This is a genomic window from Agromyces archimandritae (assembly GCF_018024495.1).
GTDB classification, from domain to species: domain Bacteria; phylum Actinomycetota; class Actinomycetes; order Actinomycetales; family Microbacteriaceae; genus Agromyces; species Agromyces archimandritae.
The window spans coordinates 2,587,509-2,605,215 of record NZ_CP071696.1 but is presented as its reverse complement, the minus strand read 5'-3'; the positions used below and the strand labels follow the sequence as shown (position 1 = coordinate 2,605,215).

Sequence of the window (17,707 nt, the reverse complement as noted above, 5' to 3'; positions counted from 1 at the left end):
GGTCGGACTCAGAAGTCCATGCCGCCGGTCGGGTCGGCGACCGGGGCCGGGTTCTTCTCCGGCTTGTCGGCGACGACGGCCTCGGTGGTGAGGAAGAGGCCCGCGATCGACGCGGCGTTCTGCAGCGCCGAGCGGGTGACCTTCACCGGGTCGTTGATGCCGGAGGCGAGCATGTCGACGTACTCGCCGGTCGCGGCGTTCAGGCCCTGACCGGTCGGCAGCTCGGCGACCTTGGCGGCCACGACGCCCGGCTCGAGACCGGCGTTCAGCGCGATCTGCTTGAGCGGGGCCTCGATGGCGACCTTGACGATGTTCGCACCGGTCGCCTCGTCGCCCTCGAGGGAGAGCGTGGCGAAGGCCGTCTTGCCGGCCTGGATGAGGGCCACGCCGCCGCCGGCGACGATGCCTTCTTCGACGGCAGCCTTCGCGTTGCGCACGGCGTCCTCGATGCGGTGCTTGCGCTCCTTGAGCTCGACCTCGGTGGCCGCGCCCGCCTTGATGACGGCGACGCCGCCGGCGAGCTTGGCGAGGCGCTCCTGCAGCTTCTCGCGGTCGTAGTCGGAGTCGGTGTTCTCGATCTCCTGGCGGATCTGCGCGACCCGGCCGGCGATCTGCTCGGGGTCGCCGGCACCCTCGACGATGGTGGTCTCGTCCTTGGTGATGACGACCTTGCGGGCCTGGCCGAGCAGGTCGATCGTCGCGTTCTCGAGCTTCAGGCCGACCTCTTCGGCGATGACCTGGCCGCCGGTGAGGATCGCGATGTCCTGCAGCTGGGCCTTGCGGCGGTCGCCGAAGCCGGGGGCCTTGACGGCGACCGACTTGAAGATGCCCTTGAGCTTGTTGACGATGAGGGTCGCAAGGGCTTCGCCCTCGACGTCCTCGGCGATGATGACGAGCTGCTTACCGGTCTGGATGACCTTGTCGACGATCGGCAGCAGGTCCTTGATGTTCGAGACCTTGGAGTTCGCGATGAGGATGTACGGGTCCTCGAAGACGACTTCCTGGCGCTCGGGGTCGGTGACGAAGTACTGCGACAGGTAGCCCTTGTCGAAGCGCATGCCCTCGGTCAGCTCGAGCTCGGTGCCGAAGGTGTTCGACTCCTCGACGGTGACGACGCCCTCCTTGCCCACCTTGTCGATGGCCTCGGCGATGATCTCGCCGATCTGCGGGTCGGCGGCGGAGATCGACGCGGTCGCGGCGATCTCGTCCTTCGTCTCGACCTCCTTGGCGGCGGCCAGCAGCGCGTCGGTGACGGCGAGCGTCGCCTTGTCGATGCCGCGCTTCAGCGTGATGGGGTCGGCGCCGGCGGCCACGTTGCGGAGGCCCTCGCGCACGAGCGCCTGGGCGAGCACGACCGAGGTGGTGGTGCCGTCGCCGGCGACGTCGTCGGTCTTCTTCGCGACCTCCTTGACGAGCTCCGCGCCGATCTTCTCGTACGGGTCCTCGAGCTCGATCTCCTTGGCGATGGACACGCCGTCGTTGGTGATCGTGGGCGCGCCCCACTTCTTCTCGAGCACGACGTTGCGACCGCGCGGGCCGAGGGTCACCTTGACCGCGTCGGCGAGCGTGTTGAGGCCACGCTCGAGGCCGCGCCGGGCCTCCTCGTTGAAAGCAATGATCTTTGCCATGTGTGTTTCTCGTCCCTTCCCGGACGTCCGAAGAACCGTGGGGTTAGCACTCGAGAGAGCGGAGTGCTAAAGACGATTCTGGCACTCTGGGCACACGAGTGCAAGGCGGGCGCCGGCGCCCGCGCTCACCCCGAGAACGCGACCTCGCCGTTGTCGGGCACCAGCTCGACCCAGGTGTTGCCGGGTGCGAGCGGAAGCGCCCGGCCGTCGTCGGCGGTGAGGACGATCCGCCCGTCGCGGTCCTTCTTCTCCCACGTCCCGTGGGCCGTGCGGCCGGCCGACGACACCCACGCCTCTCCCGAACCGACCATCACCGTGCGCGGAACCTCGCCGCTCGTGTCGATCTCGACTCTGAGCGTCACGACGTTCACGGCGCGCACCCGGTCGCCGGACGCCTCGGCATCCGGCTCGCCCTCCTGCGAACGCAGCCACACCCCGGCGTCGGCGTCCCAGCCCCAGCTCGGGTAGCGGGCCGCCGAGAAGACGAGGTCGATGCGGTCGGTCGCAGCGGCCTCGAAGCGTTTCGCGGCCAGCGGATCGGCCGAGCCGTACCGGAACTGGATCGGCGGCGGCGCGAGATCGGCGTTCGCCGCCATCGCGGCCGGAGCGTCCAGCACGACGTTGTGGGGCGCTTCGCGGTCGTCGACGCGATGGAACAGGCCGCTCGTGTCGGTGTCGAAGGCGAGGTTGACGACCGGGGCGTCCTGCATCATCTCGACGAACTGCGGCTGGCCGCCCGAGTAGGCGATCATGCCGCCGAACGGCGAGACGATGTCGGGGTCCATGGGCCGGATCGAACGCACCGGCCCGATCTCCTCCGGCACATCCGAATGCCAGACGACGAGGTAGCGGGTGATGCCACCCTCGACGAGCTCCTCGAAGGCGATGTCGCTGCGATTCAGGGCGATCTGCGGGCGGGCGGCGCCGTGGTTGTCGATCTTCGCCGCGAGCGAGGGGCGCGCGAGGCTCCCGGGCTCCACGATGCGCCCGGTCAGCGGCGCGACGGCCACGGCCACCGGCGGCGCCGGGTCGTCCGGCACCGGTCGATCCAGGTCGGCGAGCGAGGGCCCGCAGCCGGCGAGCAGCAGCGCCGAGGCTGCGACGACGGCCGCCGTGGCGAGCCGGTGGATCCCCCTGATCCCCATGCAGCCAGCCTAGGCGGCTCGGCGGACATGCGCGAGGACGCCGTCGCGCGCGGCGACGACGTCCTCGGACGTTCCTGGCGGTGCCTAAGCCGGACGGACCGACTCGGCCTGCGGCCCCTTCGAGCCGGAGCCGACCTCGAAGACGACCTGCTGGCCCTCCTCGAGCACCTTGTACCCCGCCATGTCGATTGCGGAGTAGTGGACGAAGACGTCCTGACCCCCGCCGTCGACGGTGATGAATCCGTATCCCTTTTCAGCGTTGAACCATTTGACGGTTCCGTTCGCCATGCGTTGCTCCCATATTGCCGTGGTTCGATCAGCACGAGCCTGTCGCTGTACCGGGCCCCCTCGTTCGCGCTGACATGGACCCGCCTGAGCGGCGCCGCGAGATCACACGGGAATGAGCGACCAGTTCCAGATAGTAACGAGCCAGGGATTTCGCACAAGGGGCAGATCGGAGCGAATGGTCGCGAAATGGTCACGATTCCGCGATTCCGCGATATTCACGGCGTTTCTGTTCAGCCTCCGACGGCGGTCGCGTAGTCTCCGCCGAGCACCACGACGATCTCGGCGCCCATCTCGGCGAACGACTCCGCGTGCTTCACCTCGGACTCCGGCAGCAGCCCCGCGACACCGCGAGCGGCCCCCTCCAGCTCGGGGCGGACGTAGTAGACGACGGTCTCGGCGATGTCGCTTTCGTCGGCGTTGGCCGTCGAGGCGATCGTGATGCCCGAGCCGCCGAGCACCTCGGCGGCCTGGGCCGCGAGTCCGGCGGTCTCGGTGCCGTTCAGGACGATGACGGGCACGGCCGCGTCGATCGTGGGCTCGACCGTGGGCGAGGGGGAGCCGGTGCTCGCCGCCGAGGGTTCGGCGATGTCGAGCCGGTCGTTGAACATCATGACCGCGACGATGCCGGCACCGGCGAGCACGACGGTCGCCGCAGCCGCCCAGACGAACCCGACCCAGCCGCGGCGCCGGACCGGCGCGCGGTGCGCGCCGACCCGCTCGATGCCGCGCGGGACGGAATCGAATCGATCGCGGGGGAACTCTGGTTCGGCCATGGGTCCTGTCGATGGTCGGGGCCGAGCTCAGACGAGCGGGCGGCCGATCTGGAGCGTTCGGCGGTCGCGCGCGGCGCGACGGTCGTCGCGCATGCGCTGCAGCCGGTGGATGAGGATGGGGTCGTGGCGGAGCGCGGCCGGCTCGTCGAGCAGGGCGCCGAGCACCTGGTAGTACCGTGCGGAGGAGAGCCCGAATTCGTCTCGGATCGCCTCGTCCTTGACGCCCGGATGCTGCCAGGCGCGACGCTCGAACTCGAGGATGCGCGCGGAGCGGTCATCCAGGTCGTCCATCCCCGCACCTCCTGTCCTGCAACGGCCATTGCACATCCTAGGACGGCCTGCCCGAGAGGCGGCCGAGCGCGACGGCGCGCCTTGCGGGCGGCCCCGGGAACAGCCGGCGTCATCGTGACGTTGTACGGTTCGTCGGCGGAACACCGGCACGTAGGATGAACGGCGGAAGGGAGCATGCGATGGCCTACGAGGTATCGAAGTCCGAGGAGCAGTGGCGCGAGGAACTCGGGTCCGAGCAGTACTCGGTGCTCCGCGAGGCCGCGACCGAGCGCCCCTGGACGGGCGAGCTCCTCGACGAGGAGCGAGCCGGCGTCTACACCTGCGCGGCCTGCGGCGCAGAGCTCTTCAAGAGCGGCACGAAGTTCGATTCGGGATGCGGGTGGCCGAGCTTCTACGAGTCGGTGCGCCCCGAAGCGGTCGAACTGATCGAAGACACCTCGCTCGGCATGGTGCGCACCGAGGTGCGCTGCGCCCGTTGCGGATCGCACCTCGGGCACGTCTTCCCCGACGGGTTCGGCACGCCGACCGGCGACCGCTACTGCATGAACTCGGTCTCGCTCGGGTTCACGCCCGAGGCCTGAGGGCCGGCAGCACGCTCACGCCCGGGCGCGCCGGGGTGCCCATGAGCCGATCGCGACGGCCGCGAGGGCGAGGATCGTTCCGGCGATCGTGGCCGGTTCGAGGCCCTCGCCGGGCAACGGCGCCGCGAGGTCGAGCACGAGCGCGCCGAGCAGCTGGCCGGCGATCGTGGCCAGACCGAGCAGCAGCACGCCCGTCGAGCGGACGAGCACTGCGGTGAGCGCGATGAACACGCAGCCGATCGCACCGCCGAGATAGAGCCACGGTTCCGCAGGCGGCGGCGCCGGCGGGCCGACGATCGCCGCATGCACGATCGTCGCGACGACGAGCGCCGCGGTTCCGACGGCGAAGTTCACGAAGGTCGCCGTCAGCGCGCTGTCGGCGGCGAGGCGGACGCGGCCGTTCACGGCCTGCTGCCAGCCCATGCCGAGGCCCGCGAGCAGCGGCAGCGCCACCGTCCACCAGGCGGTGCCCGCGGCGAACTGCCCCGATACCGACCACACGACGGCCGCGAGGGCGACGGCCGCACCGAGCACGCGCGTGAGGGTGAGCGGATGCCGGCCGCTCGGCCCGAGCCCGATCCGATCGATCACGAGCCCCGAGACGGTCTGCCCGGCGACGATCGCGACCGTGAACAGCGCGACGCCGAGCGAGGCTGCCACGAGCCCCTGTGTGAGCACGAGGTAGGCGCCTGCGGCGCCGCCGCCCAGCATCCACCAGCTGAGCCGGCCCTCGCGCAGGGCGCGGGCGACTCCGGCGAACCCTCGGCGCCCGCGACGGGAGGCCGCGAGGCAGACCGCGAGGATGACGAGGCCGACGCCGAAGGAGACGACGGCCGCGGCGAAGCCGTCGTGCATGCGCTCGCCGAGTTCGCCGTTGATGCGGGCCTGCAGCGCCATCAGCGCGCCGCAGCCGGCGGCGACGACGAGGGCGAGCCAGACCGGGAGGTGGGGTGTCCTTCTGCTCATCTCACAAACACGAGCCGGCTGCGGGACTCGAACCCGCAACCACCGCTTTACAAGAGCGGTGCGCTACCAATTGCGCCAAGCCGGCCGGACGTGCGTCCAGTCGCCCATCCTAGCCCGCGCGTCAGCCGGCGGGGGTTTCGGTGGGCGCGGGCGACTCGGTCGGAAGCTGCTCGGAGTAGCTCGCGGCGGCGGCCTGCTGCACGAAGGAGCGGAACTCGTCGGGGTCGGAGATCGAGCCCTGGTACGGGAGCCCGTTGACGAGCACGGTCGGGGTGCCCGACAGGTTCTCGTCGGAGTTCGGCAGCTGCTCGGTCATCGCACGCGTGGTCGCGTCGTTCACCCAGCCTTTGAAGCGCACGTCGTCGATGCACGATTCGATCTCGCCGAGGGATCCGACGCCGGCGTCCTTCGCCCGCTGCTTGAGCTGGTCGTTCGTGAGGCCCGTGGAGAGTTCCTCGGGCTGGTCGGCGAAGAGCGCCTCGTTGAAGTCCAGGAACGAGGTGGGGTCGTATTCGGCGACGCAGCCGGCGGCGTTCGCGGCGCGCAGCGAATACTGGGTGCCGGCGGACTTGTTGTTGAGCATCGCGATCGGGTGGACTTCGACGGTCGCGGCGCCCTCTTCGACCATCGTGCGGATGGTGTCGGCGTTCGCCTGCTCGAACTGACCGCAGTACGGGCACAGGTAGTCGATGTACATGACGATGTTGGCGATGTCGCCGCTCGTGTCGGGCTCGGAGGGCGTCGGCTTCTCGCCGGCGGGGATCGCGGGGGTCTCCACATAGCCGACGCCGCCATCCTCGCCTGCGGTGAGGACGATGCCGTCGCTGGCCATGTTCTTCGGGCCGGGGCCGGCGGGCTTGACGCTCTGCATGATGAGCGTCACGACGAGCGCGGCGACGACGACGACGGCGACGATGATCCCGCCCTGCAGGAGGACCTTGTTGCGGCGCTCGCGCTTCTTCTGCTGCTCGCGGAGGGCGCGCGCCTTCTCACGGGCGGCATCGCGGCGCTGGTTCCGCGTGGGGCGAGGCTGATTCGGTCCGCCGTACGTCATGCTGTGGTCACTCCGGTCGACAAGGGTTGCGCGAGCATCCCAGGCCCGCGCCTCCACGATAGTAGGGCCGGTGTCTGGGAATCGTCCAAGGCGGAGCGGGCGGTGTTCGGATGCACGGCGGATGCTCGGCGAGAGCCGCCCCGGCCCGCCCCGACACGGTTGCACGGCCCACCAGGGATGGTGGCATACTGAGGGTCGCGTCGCCGATGGCGTCGGCGCAGATCATCCATTCACTACGGATCGTCCGGCACGTACCTGCCGGTGAAGGAGAACCCGATCATGGCATCCGTCACGTTCGACCACGCAACCCGCGTCTACCCGGGCGGCACCCGCCCCGCCGTGGACCAGCTGAACCTCGAGATCGCCGACGGCGAGTTCCTCGTGCTCGTCGGCCCGTCCGGCTGCGGCAAGTCGACCTCGCTCCGCATGCTCGCCGGCCTCGAGGAGGTCAACGAGGGCAATATCTTCATCGGCGACCGCAACGTCACCGATGTGCCGCCGAAGGACCGCGACATCGCGATGGTCTTCCAGAACTACGCGCTCTACCCGCACATGACGGTGGCCGAGAACATGGGCTTCGCGCTGAAGATCGCCGGCGTCGGCAAGGAGGAGCGGGCCGCACGCGTGCTCGAGGCCGCCAAGCTCCTCGATTTGGAGGACTACCTCGGCCGGAAACCCAAGGCCCTCTCGGGCGGCCAGCGCCAGCGCGTCGCGATGGGCCGGGCGATCGTCCGCCAGCCCCAGGTGTTCCTCATGGACGAGCCGCTGTCGAACCTCGACGCCAAGCTCCGCGTGCAGACCCGCACCCAGATCGCCTCGCTGCAGCGCCGCCTCGGCGTCACGACCGTCTACGTCACGCACGACCAGACCGAGGCCCTCACGATGGGCGACCGCATCGCCGTGCTGAAGGACGGCGTGCTGCAGCAGGTCGGCACCCCGCGCGACCTGTACGAGTCGCCGAACAACGTCTTCGTCGCGGGCTTCATCGGCTCGCCGGCGATGAACCTCTTCCCGGCCGACATCGCCGACGGCGGCATCCGCTTCGGCGAGGCCGTCGTCCCGGTCGAGCGCGAGGCGCTCGCGGCCACGAGCGCCCCGCAGGTGACGGTCGGCGTGCGCCCCGAGGACATCGCGGTCTCGACCACCCCCGGCACTGGCCTGGAGGTCAAGGTCGACCTCGTCGAGGAGCTCGGCGCCGACGGGTACCTGTACGGTCACTCCGAGGTCGAGGGCAAGCGCACCGACATCGTCGCCCGCGTCGACGGCCGCGCCCACCCCTTCGCCGGCGACACCGTCTACCTCGCGCCGACCCCGGGCCACGTGCACGTGTTCGACGTCGAGTCGGGCGAGCGCCTGGGCGGCAAAGTCGTCGCGGCGGCCTGATCGCACGCATCGCATGACGGCGGGCGGCTCCTTCGCGGGGCCGCCCGCCGTGCGGCATCCACCGGGGAGGACGGGATGAGCGGCTCGCTCTCGATCACGGCGGCGACGGTGGACTCGGCCCTGCTCGACCTGCCGTGGGATGTGCCCCTCGAAGCTTGGCCGAGCGAAGCGATCGCGGCCCTGCCGAAGGGCATCTCCCGCCATCTCGTGCGCTTCGCCCGCCTCGGCGACCACGTCATCGCGGTCAAGGAGACGACGGCGGAGCTCGCGCGCGGCGAGTACGAGATGCTGCGCGCCCTGCAGCGGCTGGAGATCCCCTGCGTCGAGCCGCTGGCGGTGATCACGAACCGCAGCGACGCCGACGGCGATCCGCTGAAACCCGTGCTCGTGACCCGGCACCTGCGGTTCTCGCTGCCCTACCGCGCCCTGTTCTCGCAGACCCTCCGGCCCGACACCGCCACGCGCCTGGTCGATGCGCTCGCGGTGCTGCTCGTGCGGCTGCATATCGTGGGCTTCTTCTGGGGCGACGTGTCGCTGTCGAACACGCTGTTCCGGCGGGATGCGGGTGCGTTCGCCGCCTACCTCGTGGATGCCGAGACCGGCAAGCTCTACGAGCACGGCCTCTCGGACGGACAGCGCGAGCACGACCTCGAGATCGCCCGGGTGAACATCGCCGGCGAGCTGCTCGACCTCGAGGCCGGCGGGCGGGTCTCCGACGAGCTCGACCCGGTGCGGATCTCCGACGGCATCCTCGAGGCGTACCGCAGGCTCTGGCAGGAGCTCACGGGCTCGGAGTCGTTCCCACGGGCCGAACGGTGGCGGATCGACGAGCGGGTGGCGCGGCTGAACGAGCTCGGCTTCGACATCGAGGAGCTGCAGATCAGAACCGACGACACCGGCTCGACGGTGCGCATCCAGCCGAAGGTGGTGGATGCCGGCCACCACCAGCGCCGGCTCATCCGCCTCACCGGGCTCGACACCGGCGAGAACCAGGCGCGCCGTCTGCTGAACGACCTGGACTCGTACCGCGCCGCCTTCGAGAAGAACGACCTCGACGAGGAGGTCGTCGCGCACGAATGGCTCGTGCGCGTCTTCGAACCGGTCGTGCGGGCGGTGCCGGTGGAGCTGCGCGGTAAGCTCGAACCGGCCGAGGTCTTCCACGAACTCCTCGACCACCGACGCCGGCTCTCGCAGGAAGCCGGTCGCGACGTCCCGCTCGCGGAGGCCGTGACGAGCTACCTGTCGACGGTGCTCGCGCACCGCCGCGACGAGGCGGCGATGTTCAACCCGCCGACGGGCACGGTGACGACCGCGCTGGACGCGATCGCGCCGGCGACGGGCACGGTGCCCGTCGACGACGACGACGAAGACGACTGGCGTTCGAAGGTCTGAAAGACCGGCCGCCTATTCGGAAGCGGCGGCCCGCAGCTTCGCGATCTCGTAGAGGGTCACCGAGGCGGCGATGCCCGCGTTCAGCGACTCGGTCGAGCTCTCGATCGGGATCGACACGATCGCGTCGCACGTCTCGGTGACGAGGCGCGAGAGCCCCTTGCCCTCGCTGCCGACGACGACGACGAGCGGCCGTTCGGCCCAGTCGAGGCCGGGCAGGCTCACGTCTCCCCCGCCGTCGAGGCCGAGCACGAACAGGCCGCGCTCCTTCAGCGCCTTCAGCGTCTGCGTCAGGTTCGGCGCCATCGCGACGGGCACGCGCGCCGCCGCACCGGCCGAGGTCTTCCACGCCGAGGCCGTCATGCCGACCGAGCGGCGCTGGGGCACGATGACGCCCTGGCCGCCGAAGGCCGCCGTGGAGCGGATGATGGCGCCGAGGTTGCGCGGGTCGGTGACGCCGTCGAGGGCGACGAAGAGCGGGGTCTGCCCGCGGGCGACGACCTCGTCGAGGAGTTCGACCGGGTGCGCGTACTCGTACGGCGGCACCTTGAGGGCGATGCCCTGGTGCACGCCGCCCTCGCCGGCGAGGCGGTCCAGTTCGGGGCGCATGACCTCGAGGATCGGGATGCCTCGGTTCGCGGCGATCTTCGAGGCCTCCTTCACGCGGTCGTCCATCTCGATGCGTGCGGCGAGGTAGAGGGTCTGGGCGGGGATCTTCGCCCGCAGCGCTTCGACGACCGAGTTGCGGCCGGTCACGATCTCGGACTCATCGCCGCTCTTGGCGCGCCGGGACGCTCCGGACGCGCCGCGCGGCGCCTGCCGGCTCCCGCCGCCGGGCTTGCCGCTGCCTCCTGCGGCGCGGTAGCGCTCGGCCGCGGCCTTGCGCTTGCCCGCGGGGTGCCAGGCGCGGTCCTCGGCCTTGGGCGTGGGCCCCTTTCCCTCGAGGGCCTTGCGGCCGTGCCCGCCGGTGCCTGCCTGCGAGCCCTTCTTCGTCTTGCGCACGGCTCCCGCGCGAGGCTTTCCGCTGCCCTTCATCCGAGGCTCCAATGCGTTCCGGTCTGACTGTCTTCGATGGCGATGCCCGCGTCGGCGAGCTCGGTGCGGATGCGATCCGCGGCCTGGTAGTCCTTGTCCTCGCGGGCGAGGCAACGTTCGGCGAGCAGGCGTTCGACGAGCACGCCGAGGGCTCCGGATGCCGGCCCGGCATCCGCCGCACGCCAATGCTCGTCGCGGGGGTCGATGCCGAGCACCTGCACCATGGCGCCGACGGCGCCGTGGGCCGCGGCGGCCTCGTGCAGCTCTTCGTCGTCGAGGGCCTGGTTGCCGGCGCGCACGGTGTCGTGCAGCACCGCGAGGGCCTGCGGCACGCCGAAGTCGTCGTCCATCGCCCGGCCGAACGCGTCGGGAACGACGGGGGCGCCTGCGCCGTCGAAGCGGGTGCCGGCCAAGCGGCGCTCGACGCGTTCGAGGAAGGAGGCGATGCGTTCGACCGCGGCGGCGGCTTCGCCGAGCGCGGCCGGGCTGTAGTCGATCGTAGACCGGTAGTGCGCGGCTCCCAGCAGGTATCGGACGGCCAGCGGCGTCTCGAGCGAGAGCAGTTCGGCGGCGAAGACGGAGTTGCCGAGCGACTTCGACATCTTCTGCCCGCCGACGTTCACGAGGCCGTTGTGCACCCAGTACCGCGCGTAGCCGTCGCCGGCCGCGGCCGACTGGGCGAGCTCGTTCTCGTGGTGCGGGAAACGCAGGTCGAGCCCGCCGCCGTGGATGTCGAACTCGGGCCCGAGGTAGCGGGTCGACATCGCCGAGCACTCGATGTGCCATCCGGGGCGGCCGTCGCCCCACGGCGAGGTCCAGACGGCTGAGGCGGGCTCGTCGGCCTTCCGCCCCTTCCAGAGCGCGAAGTCGCGCGGGTCGCGCTTGGCGCGCGGGTCGGCGTCGGCGGCGGCCTCCATGTGATCGCGGGACTGCCGGGTGAGCTCGCCGTATGCCGGCCAGGATCCCGAATCGAAGTAGACGTCGCCCGAGCCGTCGTCGGCGACGTAGGCGTGGCCGCGATCGATGAGGCGCGCGATGAGCTCCTGCATGCCGGGAACGGATGCCGTGGCGCGCGGCTCGTAGCTCGGCGCGAGGATGCCGAGCGTCTGGTACGCCGCGGTGAACTCGAGTTCGACGCGGTAGGCCAGCGCCCACCACTCCTCGCCGGTCTCGGCGGCGTTCAGGAGCACCTTGTCGTCGATATCGGTGACGTTGCGGATGTAGGTGACGCGCAGGCCCCGGTGCTCGAACCAGCGCCGCATGACGTCGTAGACGAGGGCGCTCCGCAGGTGCCCGATATGCGGGCTCGACTGCACCGTCGGGCCGCAGACGTAGATGCCGACGGCACCCTCCCTGAGGGGCACGAAGTCGCGCAGGGCCTGGGCCTTCGAGTCGTAGAGGCGGATCGTCACCCGTCAAGCCTACCGGCGGCGGCTGCGGCGACCCGCGGTGTGACGCGGGCGATGCGATCGCGAGCGGCCGGCGGTCCGGGCGGGCCCCCGGCCGCGAGCCGGCGACGGATCAGGCCGCGTGCACGATCGCGGTGGCGATCGCCGCGAGGCCCTCGCCCCGCCCCGTGAACCCCAGGCCGTCGGAGGTCGTCGCGGCGACGCTCACGGGGGCGCCGAGGACGCCCGAGAGCAGCGCCTCGGCCTCGGCCCGGCGGGTGCCGAGCTTGGGGCGGTTGCCGATCAGCTGCACGCTGACGCTGCCGACCCGGAAGCCGGCCTCGCCGACGACCCGGAGCGTCTCCCGCAGGAAGACCTCGCCATGGGCGCCGGCGAAGGCGGGGTCGGCGGTGCCGAAGATCGCACCGAGGTCGCCGCGGCCGGCCGCCGCGAGCAGGGCGTCGCACATCGCGTGGACCACGACGTCGCCGTCGGAGTGGCCGGCCAGGCCCGTCTGCCCCGGCCACTCGAGGCCCGCGATCCACAGGGGGACGGAGTCGTCGTCGGCGAAGGCGTGCACGTCCACGCCCGTGCCGATGCGGGGGGCGGATGCCGCGGGGCCGCCGAGCAGGCGCTCGGCCCGCTCGAGGTCGGCGGGGGTCGTGATCTTGAACGCGATCTCCTCGCCGGCGACGGCGCGGACGGTGCCGCCCGCGGACTGCACGAGGGCGGCGTCATCGGTGTGCTCGGCGCCGGCGACCGCAAAGGCGTGTTCGATCAGCTGCCGCGGGAAGCCCTGAGGCGTCTGCACGGCTGCGAGCTCGGAGCGGTCGACGGTGCCGAGGACGGCGCCTCCGGCATCCACCCGCTTGATCGTGTCGACGACCGGGAGCACGGGCACGACCCCGTCGCCGTGCTCGCGGACGGCCGCGGCGACCCGCGCGAACAGGGCCGTCGGCGCGAGCGCACGGGCGGCGTCGTGCACGAGGACGGTCTCGATGCCGGGCGCGACCGCCGCGAGCCCCGCGGCGACCGAACCCTGGCGCGTCGCGGCGCCGGCCACGACGACCGCGCCCTCGGTTCCGGCCCGGGCGGCGACCGCCCGGGCCTCGCCCAGCCGCTCCTCGGGAGCGACGACGACGAGTTCGACGGGCTCGGCGAGGGCTGCGACGCTCGCGCATGCCCGCTCGAGCATGGTGCGGCCGGATAGGTCGACGAAGGCCTTCGGCGCGTCGGCGCCGAGCCGGGTGCCGGAGCCGGCGGCGACGACGATCACGGCGAGATGGACGGTGCTCACCCTCCGAGGGTAACCGGCCCGCGAACCCCGCAGACGACGAACGGGCCGGCCACCGGCCGACCCGTTCGCGAGCTGCAGACGATTACGAGGCGAGCACCTCGTCGAGCAGGCCCGCGGCCTTCTCCTCGTCCGTCTTCTCGGCGAGGGCGAGCTCGGACACGAGGATCTGACGTGCCTTCGCGAGCATGCGCTTCTCGCCGGCGGAGAGCCCGCGATCCTGATCGCGGCGCCACAGGTCGCGCACGACCTCCGAAACCTTGATGACATCGCCCGAAGCCAGCTTCTCGAGGTTCGCCTTGTAGCGGCGCGACCAGTTGGTCGGCTCCTCGGTGAAGGGGGCGCGGAGCACCTCGAACACCTGGTCGAGGCCCTCCTTGCCGATGACGTCGCGGACGCCGACGAGGTCGACGTTCTCGGCCGGAACCTCGATGACGAGGTCGCCCTGGGTGACGTTCAGCTTCAGGTACAGCTTCTCTTCGCCCTTGATGATGCGTTTCTTGACCTCGGTGATCGTTGCAGCACCGTGATGGGGGTAAACGACGGTCTCGCCAACCTCAAAAAGCATGAATCGTTGTCCTTTCGGCAACTTTCAGGATACCACAGCGGCTTCGTGCTAAGGTTTGCGACCCTCGCCGGCGCGCGCCGCCGGGTAGGCTAGACTCGCTTCGTTCCCACCGTCGTGCGCCGATGTTCCGTGCGCCGACGTCCGTGATCTTGGAGGTTCTGTGAAGGCGCGTTTCGCGGCATCCATCGCTCTGGCAGCAGGCATCGCCATCGGCGCATCAGGGTGCACCTTCATCACCCCGCAGGCGACGACCGAGCACTATGCCGCCAGCGACGGCATCAACGCCGACATCGGTTCGGTGCACGTGCGCAACGCCCTGCTCCTCACCGATGACGGCGAGTCCGCCGCGCTCGCGATGACGGTGACGAACCCGACCGACGCCGACGTCGACCTCGCCGTGCAGTACGAGGACGCGACGGGCGAGCGCGTCACGCAGACGCTCCTCATCCCCGCCGGCACGTCGATCGTCTTCGGCGGCGCCGACGAACCCGCACTGCCGATCGCCGACCTCGGCGTCGCCGCCGGCGACTTCTCGGCCCTCTACTTCCAGTACGGCACCGCAGAGGGCGGCGAGCACCTCGTGCCCGTCCTCGACGGCGCCCTGCCCGAGTACGCGGCCGTCCTCGAGGCCGTGCCGGAGCAGACGCCCGAGCCGACCGCCGACGCGGACTGAGCCCCGCGCCGACTGGCCCTGCGCCGACGGGCCTCGCGCCCGGCCGTGGCTACCCGGAGACCGCTCCGGCGTACCCGGCCATGAAGCCGATCACGAACATCACGGCGGCGACCACGACGGCCGCGACGCACACGATGATGGCCGCGATCGCCGGCCACCGCGGACCCCGTCGTGAAAACGCCACGATCGTCACCGCGAACGCGGCGATGAGCAGCACCCCGCCGATGAGCTCGACGAGCATCCACGGCAGGGCGACGCCGACCAGGGCGACGACGGCCAGACCCAGGCCGATGAGGCCGAGCATCGGCGATCCCGCCTTCGCCGGAGCCTCTGCCGCCGTGGCGACCGAGGCTTGCCCGGGGTCGTCGACGAAGCGATCGGTCCACGCGGCGCCGTCCCAGTAGCGGGTGCGTCCACCCCCGTCGTCGTACCAGCCGGCCGGTGCGTTCGAAGTCATGCCTCGATGCTGGCCCGCCCGGTCCTGCGGCGCAAGGGCGAGGCGCCTCAGGCCTCGAACCGGTAGCCGAGCCCCCGCACGGTCACGAGCTGCACCGGCTCGGAGGGCACCTGCTCGATCTTCGCCCGGATGCGCTTGATGTGCACGTCGAGCGTCTTCGTATCGCCGAAGTAGTCGGCGCCCCACACCCGGTCGATGAGCTGGCCGCGGGTCATGACCCGGCCGGCGTTGCGCATGAGCAGCTCGAGCAGCTCGAATTCCTTCAGCGGCATGGGCACCGTCATGCCGTCGACCTCGACGGCATGACGGTCGACGTCCATGCGCACCCGGCCGGCCTCGAGCACGGCATCGCCCGCATCCGCCGCCTCGGTCCGCCGCCGCAGCACGGCGCGGATGCGCGCGAGCAGTTCCCGCGTCGAATACGGTTTCGTGACGTAGTCGTCGGCGCCGAGCTCCAGACCGACGACGATGTCGATCTCGGAATCCTTCGCGGTCAGCATGATGATCGGCACCTGCGAGTGCGTGCGGATCTGCCGGCACACCTCGGTGCCCGGCATGCCCGGCAGCATGAGGTCGAGCAGCACGAGGTCGGCGCCGCCGCGTTCGAACGCGGCGACCGCGGCGGGGCCGTCGCCTGCGATGCCCACCTCGTAACCCTCGCGTTCGAGCAGGAAGGCGAGGGGCTCGGAGATGGCCGTCTCGTCCTCGACGAGCAGGATACGGGTCACTGGCGGGTCTCCTCGGGTTCTGCGGCGGATGCCGGGTCGGATGCCGGGTCTGCGGGTGCTTCGGCCTCCGGCGGCTCCTCGGCCTCGGGCAGGCGGACGGTGAAGGTCGAGCCGCGGCCGGGCTGGGACCACACGCGCACATCGCCGCCGTGGTTCTGCACCGTGTGCTTCACGATCGCGAGCCCCAGCCCCGAACCGCCGGTGTTGCGGGCCCGGGCCTGATCCACCCGGTAGAAGCGTTCGAACACGCGATCGAGCTCGGCCGGCTCGATGCCGACGCCCTGGTCGGTGACGGCGATCTCGACCGCGCCGCCCGAGGCGGTCACCCCGACGCCTACCCGGCCGCCCTCCTCGGAATACGCGATCGCATTGGCGACGAGATTGTGCACGGCCACCGACAACAGCGCCGGGTCGCCGTAGACGCGGGCGCCGGTCTTCGCACGCACGGCGACCTCGACGTGCTTCGCCCCGGCCACGACGCGGTTCTGATCCACCGCAGCGGCCACGACCTCATCGACGTCGACGAGGCGCGGTGCGTTCACCGCCTCGCTGGCCTGCAGCCGCGAGAGCTCGATGACCTCGTTCGTGATGCGCGCGAGGCGCCCGGCCTCGGCGCCGAGCCGCTCGGCGAAGCGGCGCACCTGCTCGGGATCGTCGGCTGCCGAGTCGATCGCCTCGGCCAGCAGGCTCACCGAGGCGATCGGGGTCTTCAGCTCGTGCGAGATGTTCGCGACGAAGTCGCGGCGCACCTCGTCGAGGCGCTGCGCTTCAGTGCGGTCCTCGGCCAGCAGCAGCACGAACCTGGTGCCGAGGCGGGCGAGCTGCACGCTCAGCAGCATGGGCGCATCGGCGAACGGCCCGCGCGCGAGCTGCAGCTCCGCGTTCTCCGGCTCGCCCGTGCGCCGCACCCGGTCGACGAGTTCGAGAAGCTCGGGATGCACGACCGCCTGATTGCGCACGATCCCCATCGCGAGCGCCCCCGGCGATGCGCGCAAGACGTTGTTCGACGGGTCGAGCACGAGGCCGGCGGAGTCGAGCGCGTCGAGCACCTGATCCACCCCATCGGGCACCACGGGGTTCACGACCTTCACGGCATTGCTGCCGCGCAGCTCCGCCATGTGCAGCACGACCACGAACGCGGAGCCCACGAAGAGGCCGAGTGCCAGCGCGGCCAGCACCAACCAGGTGGAGTCCATGGCTCAACCATAACCAGGCGCCCTGCCCGTCACCGGCCGGAAAGGCCCCGTCCGGCGCTACGTTAGACAGTGTTCGCCATCCCGGCACCCGCTGTTCACCTTGCGCCGGGAGGATGGCCGGACCGCCCCGTGCGGGGCTCGACCGCGCCGCGGAACGGAAGAAGGACGTGAGAGACGATGCGTGAAGTGTTCCAGCAGGAGCTCGCCGAGGTGCAGGAGCGTCTCGTCGAGATCGCCGAACTCGTGGCGAACTCGATCGACAAGGCCACCCGCGCCTTCAACGAGTCCGACGTCGGTCTCGCCGAGGAGGTCATCGCCGACGACGACCGCATCGACGCCCGGGCCGTCGCCCTCGACGAGCTCGCGATCACGATCCTCGCCAGGCAGCAGCCCGTCGCCCGTGACCTGCGGATCGTCGTGAGCGCGCTACGCATCAGCGCCTCGCTCGAGCGCATGGGCGACATGTCGACGCACATCTCGCAGCTCGCCCGGTACCGCTTCCCCGACAAGGTCGTGCCGAAGACGCTCAGGCCGACCTTCGCCGAGATGGGCCGGCTCGACGTCGAGATCGCGCGCAAGCTCGTCGAGCTGCTGCGCACCGAGGACGTGAAGCTCGCCGAGGAGATCCGCAACGAGGACGACGAGATCGACGCCCTGCACCTCGACGTCTTCGACAAGGTGCTCGGCGAGACCTGGAAGGGCGAGGCCGTCGACACCGTCGACGCGACCCTCGCGAGCCGCTACCACGAGCGATTCGCCGATCACGCCGTCTCGATCGCGAAGAAGGTGCAGTACCTCGCGACCGGCGACTGGGTGCCCGACGACGCCTGAGCCGGCTGGGCGGATCGCGCGGCGCCCGGGAGCGGGCGC

Annotated in this window: 19 protein-coding genes and 1 tRNA gene; 5 read left to right on the top strand and 15 right to left on the bottom strand. The window is 71.0% G+C overall.

All coding sequences use genetic code 11. The features are described from left to right. Positions 1 to 8 precede the first annotated feature (8 nt). The 5 genes from groL to G127AT_RS11845 form a co-directional block, all read right to left on the bottom strand. Positions 9 to 1,628 carry a chaperonin GroEL gene (gene groL / locus G127AT_RS11865; protein WP_210897143.1) on the bottom strand — a complete coding sequence of 540 codons (1,620 nt, stop codon included), beginning with the start codon at positions 1,626 to 1,628 and terminating at the stop codon, positions 9 to 11. A 125-nt stretch (positions 1,629 to 1,753) separates the two neighbouring features. Beyond that, a complete protein-coding gene (locus tag G127AT_RS11860; protein ID WP_210897141.1) occupies positions 1,754 to 2,773 on the bottom strand; it encodes a DUF3048 domain-containing protein in 1,020 nt (339 codons plus the stop codon). Between the two features lie 84 nt (positions 2,774 to 2,857). Continuing rightward, positions 2,858 to 3,061, bottom strand: a complete 204-nt coding sequence (locus G127AT_RS11855; protein WP_210897139.1) for a cold-shock protein — start codon at positions 3,059 to 3,061, stop codon at positions 2,858 to 2,860. A 230-nt stretch (positions 3,062 to 3,291) separates the two neighbouring features. Next, positions 3,292 to 3,834, bottom strand: a complete 543-nt coding sequence (locus tag G127AT_RS11850) for a LytR C-terminal domain-containing protein (protein WP_210897137.1) — start codon at positions 3,832 to 3,834, stop codon at positions 3,292 to 3,294. Positions 3,835 to 3,861: 27 nt separating this feature from the next. Then, a complete protein-coding gene (locus G127AT_RS11845; RefSeq protein WP_244857556.1) occupies positions 3,862 to 4,125 on the bottom strand; it encodes a DUF3263 domain-containing protein in 264 nt (87 codons plus the stop codon). A gap of 179 nt (positions 4,126 to 4,304) precedes the next feature. Here G127AT_RS11845 and msrB point away from each other — a divergent pair, with 179 nt between their 5' ends. Then, positions 4,305 to 4,706, top strand: a complete 402-nt coding sequence (gene msrB, locus G127AT_RS11840; protein WP_210897133.1) for a peptide-methionine (R)-S-oxide reductase MsrB — start codon at positions 4,305 to 4,307, stop codon at positions 4,704 to 4,706. Between the two features lie 15 nt (positions 4,707 to 4,721). On the opposite strand, the gene G127AT_RS11835 is transcribed toward msrB, so the two are convergent. The 3 genes from G127AT_RS11835 to G127AT_RS11825 all read right to left on the bottom strand — a co-directional run bounded on the left by G127AT_RS11835 (position 4,722) and on the right by G127AT_RS11825 (position 6,726). After that, entirely contained in the window at positions 4,722 to 5,672 is a 951-nt protein-coding gene (locus G127AT_RS11835) for a DMT family transporter (protein WP_210897131.1), read from the bottom strand. A 12-nt stretch (positions 5,673 to 5,684) separates the two neighbouring features. Next, a tRNA-Thr gene (locus tag G127AT_RS11830) sits at positions 5,685 to 5,757 on the bottom strand. Between the two features lie 36 nt (positions 5,758 to 5,793). Further along, positions 5,794 to 6,726: a DsbA family protein gene (locus tag G127AT_RS11825; protein ID WP_210897129.1), complete on the bottom strand. Its 933-nt coding sequence runs from the start codon at positions 6,724 to 6,726 to the stop codon at positions 5,794 to 5,796. Between the two features lie 279 nt (positions 6,727 to 7,005). On the opposite strand from G127AT_RS11825, the gene G127AT_RS11820 reads away from it, so the two are divergent. Together G127AT_RS11820 and G127AT_RS11815 are read left to right on the top strand one after the other, a co-directional pair. After that, positions 7,006 to 8,109 (top strand): ABC transporter ATP-binding protein, encoded by a 1,104-nt coding sequence (locus tag G127AT_RS11820; RefSeq protein WP_210897127.1) that lies wholly within the window; start codon positions 7,006 to 7,008, stop codon positions 8,107 to 8,109. Positions 8,110 to 8,184: 75 nt separating this feature from the next. Continuing rightward, complete coding sequence (locus tag G127AT_RS11815; RefSeq protein ID WP_210897125.1) at positions 8,185 to 9,501, top strand: DUF4032 domain-containing protein; 1,317 nt, start codon at positions 8,185 to 8,187, stop codon at positions 9,499 to 9,501. Between the two features lie 12 nt (positions 9,502 to 9,513). Here G127AT_RS11815 and rlmB read toward each other — a convergent pair whose 3' ends face one another. The 4 genes from rlmB to G127AT_RS11795 all read right to left on the bottom strand — a co-directional run bounded on the left by rlmB (position 9,514) and on the right by G127AT_RS11795 (position 13,783). Then, positions 9,514 to 10,533: a 23S rRNA (guanosine(2251)-2'-O)-methyltransferase RlmB gene (gene rlmB / locus G127AT_RS11810; protein WP_210897123.1), complete on the bottom strand. Its 1,020-nt coding sequence runs from the start codon at positions 10,531 to 10,533 to the stop codon at positions 9,514 to 9,516. Further along, on the bottom strand, positions 10,530 to 11,945 hold the full coding sequence (gene cysS, locus G127AT_RS11805) for a cysteine--tRNA ligase (RefSeq protein WP_210897121.1): 1,416 nt from the start codon (positions 11,943 to 11,945) through the stop codon (positions 10,530 to 10,532). The genes rlmB and cysS overlap by 4 nt, the downstream gene beginning before the upstream one ends. A 109-nt stretch (positions 11,946 to 12,054) precedes the next feature. Then, positions 12,055 to 13,218, bottom strand: coding sequence for a 2-C-methyl-D-erythritol 4-phosphate cytidylyltransferase (ispD, locus tag G127AT_RS11800; RefSeq protein WP_244857555.1), 1,164 nt, complete (start codon positions 13,216 to 13,218; stop codon positions 12,055 to 12,057). Positions 13,219 to 13,300: 82 nt separating this feature from the next. Next, the gene (locus G127AT_RS11795) at positions 13,301 to 13,783 is read right to left on the bottom strand and encodes a CarD family transcriptional regulator (protein WP_210897119.1); all 483 of its coding nucleotides are present in this window, start codon (positions 13,781 to 13,783) and stop codon (positions 13,301 to 13,303) included. A 160-nt stretch (positions 13,784 to 13,943) separates the two neighbouring features. Between G127AT_RS11795 and G127AT_RS11790 the strand changes: the two genes are divergently transcribed. Beyond that, positions 13,944 to 14,456, top strand: coding sequence for a DNA modification methylase (locus G127AT_RS11790; RefSeq protein ID WP_210897117.1), 513 nt, complete (start codon positions 13,944 to 13,946; stop codon positions 14,454 to 14,456). Positions 14,457 to 14,505: 49 nt separating this feature from the next. On the opposite strand, the gene G127AT_RS11785 is transcribed toward G127AT_RS11790, so the two are convergent. The 3 genes from G127AT_RS11785 to G127AT_RS11775 are packed head-to-tail and all read right to left on the bottom strand — an operon-like array spanning position 14,506 to position 16,837. After that, positions 14,506 to 14,913: a DUF2510 domain-containing protein gene (locus G127AT_RS11785; RefSeq protein WP_210897115.1), complete on the bottom strand. Its 408-nt coding sequence runs from the start codon at positions 14,911 to 14,913 to the stop codon at positions 14,506 to 14,508. 47 nt (positions 14,914 to 14,960) lie between these two features. Continuing rightward, positions 14,961 to 15,641 (bottom strand): response regulator transcription factor, encoded by a 681-nt coding sequence (locus G127AT_RS11780; RefSeq protein WP_210897113.1) that lies wholly within the window; start codon positions 15,639 to 15,641, stop codon positions 14,961 to 14,963. After that, positions 15,638 to 16,837, bottom strand: a complete 1,200-nt coding sequence (locus tag G127AT_RS11775) for a sensor histidine kinase (protein WP_210897111.1) — start codon at positions 16,835 to 16,837, stop codon at positions 15,638 to 15,640. Before G127AT_RS11775 ends, G127AT_RS11780 begins: the two co-directional genes overlap by 4 nt. Positions 16,838 to 17,014: 177 nt before the next feature. On the opposite strand from G127AT_RS11775, the gene phoU reads away from it, so the two are divergent. Next, positions 17,015 to 17,668 carry a phosphate signaling complex protein PhoU gene (gene phoU, locus G127AT_RS11770; RefSeq protein WP_210897109.1) on the top strand — a complete coding sequence of 218 codons (654 nt, stop codon included), beginning with the start codon at positions 17,015 to 17,017 and terminating at the stop codon, positions 17,666 to 17,668. Positions 17,669 to 17,707 lie beyond the last annotated feature (39 nt).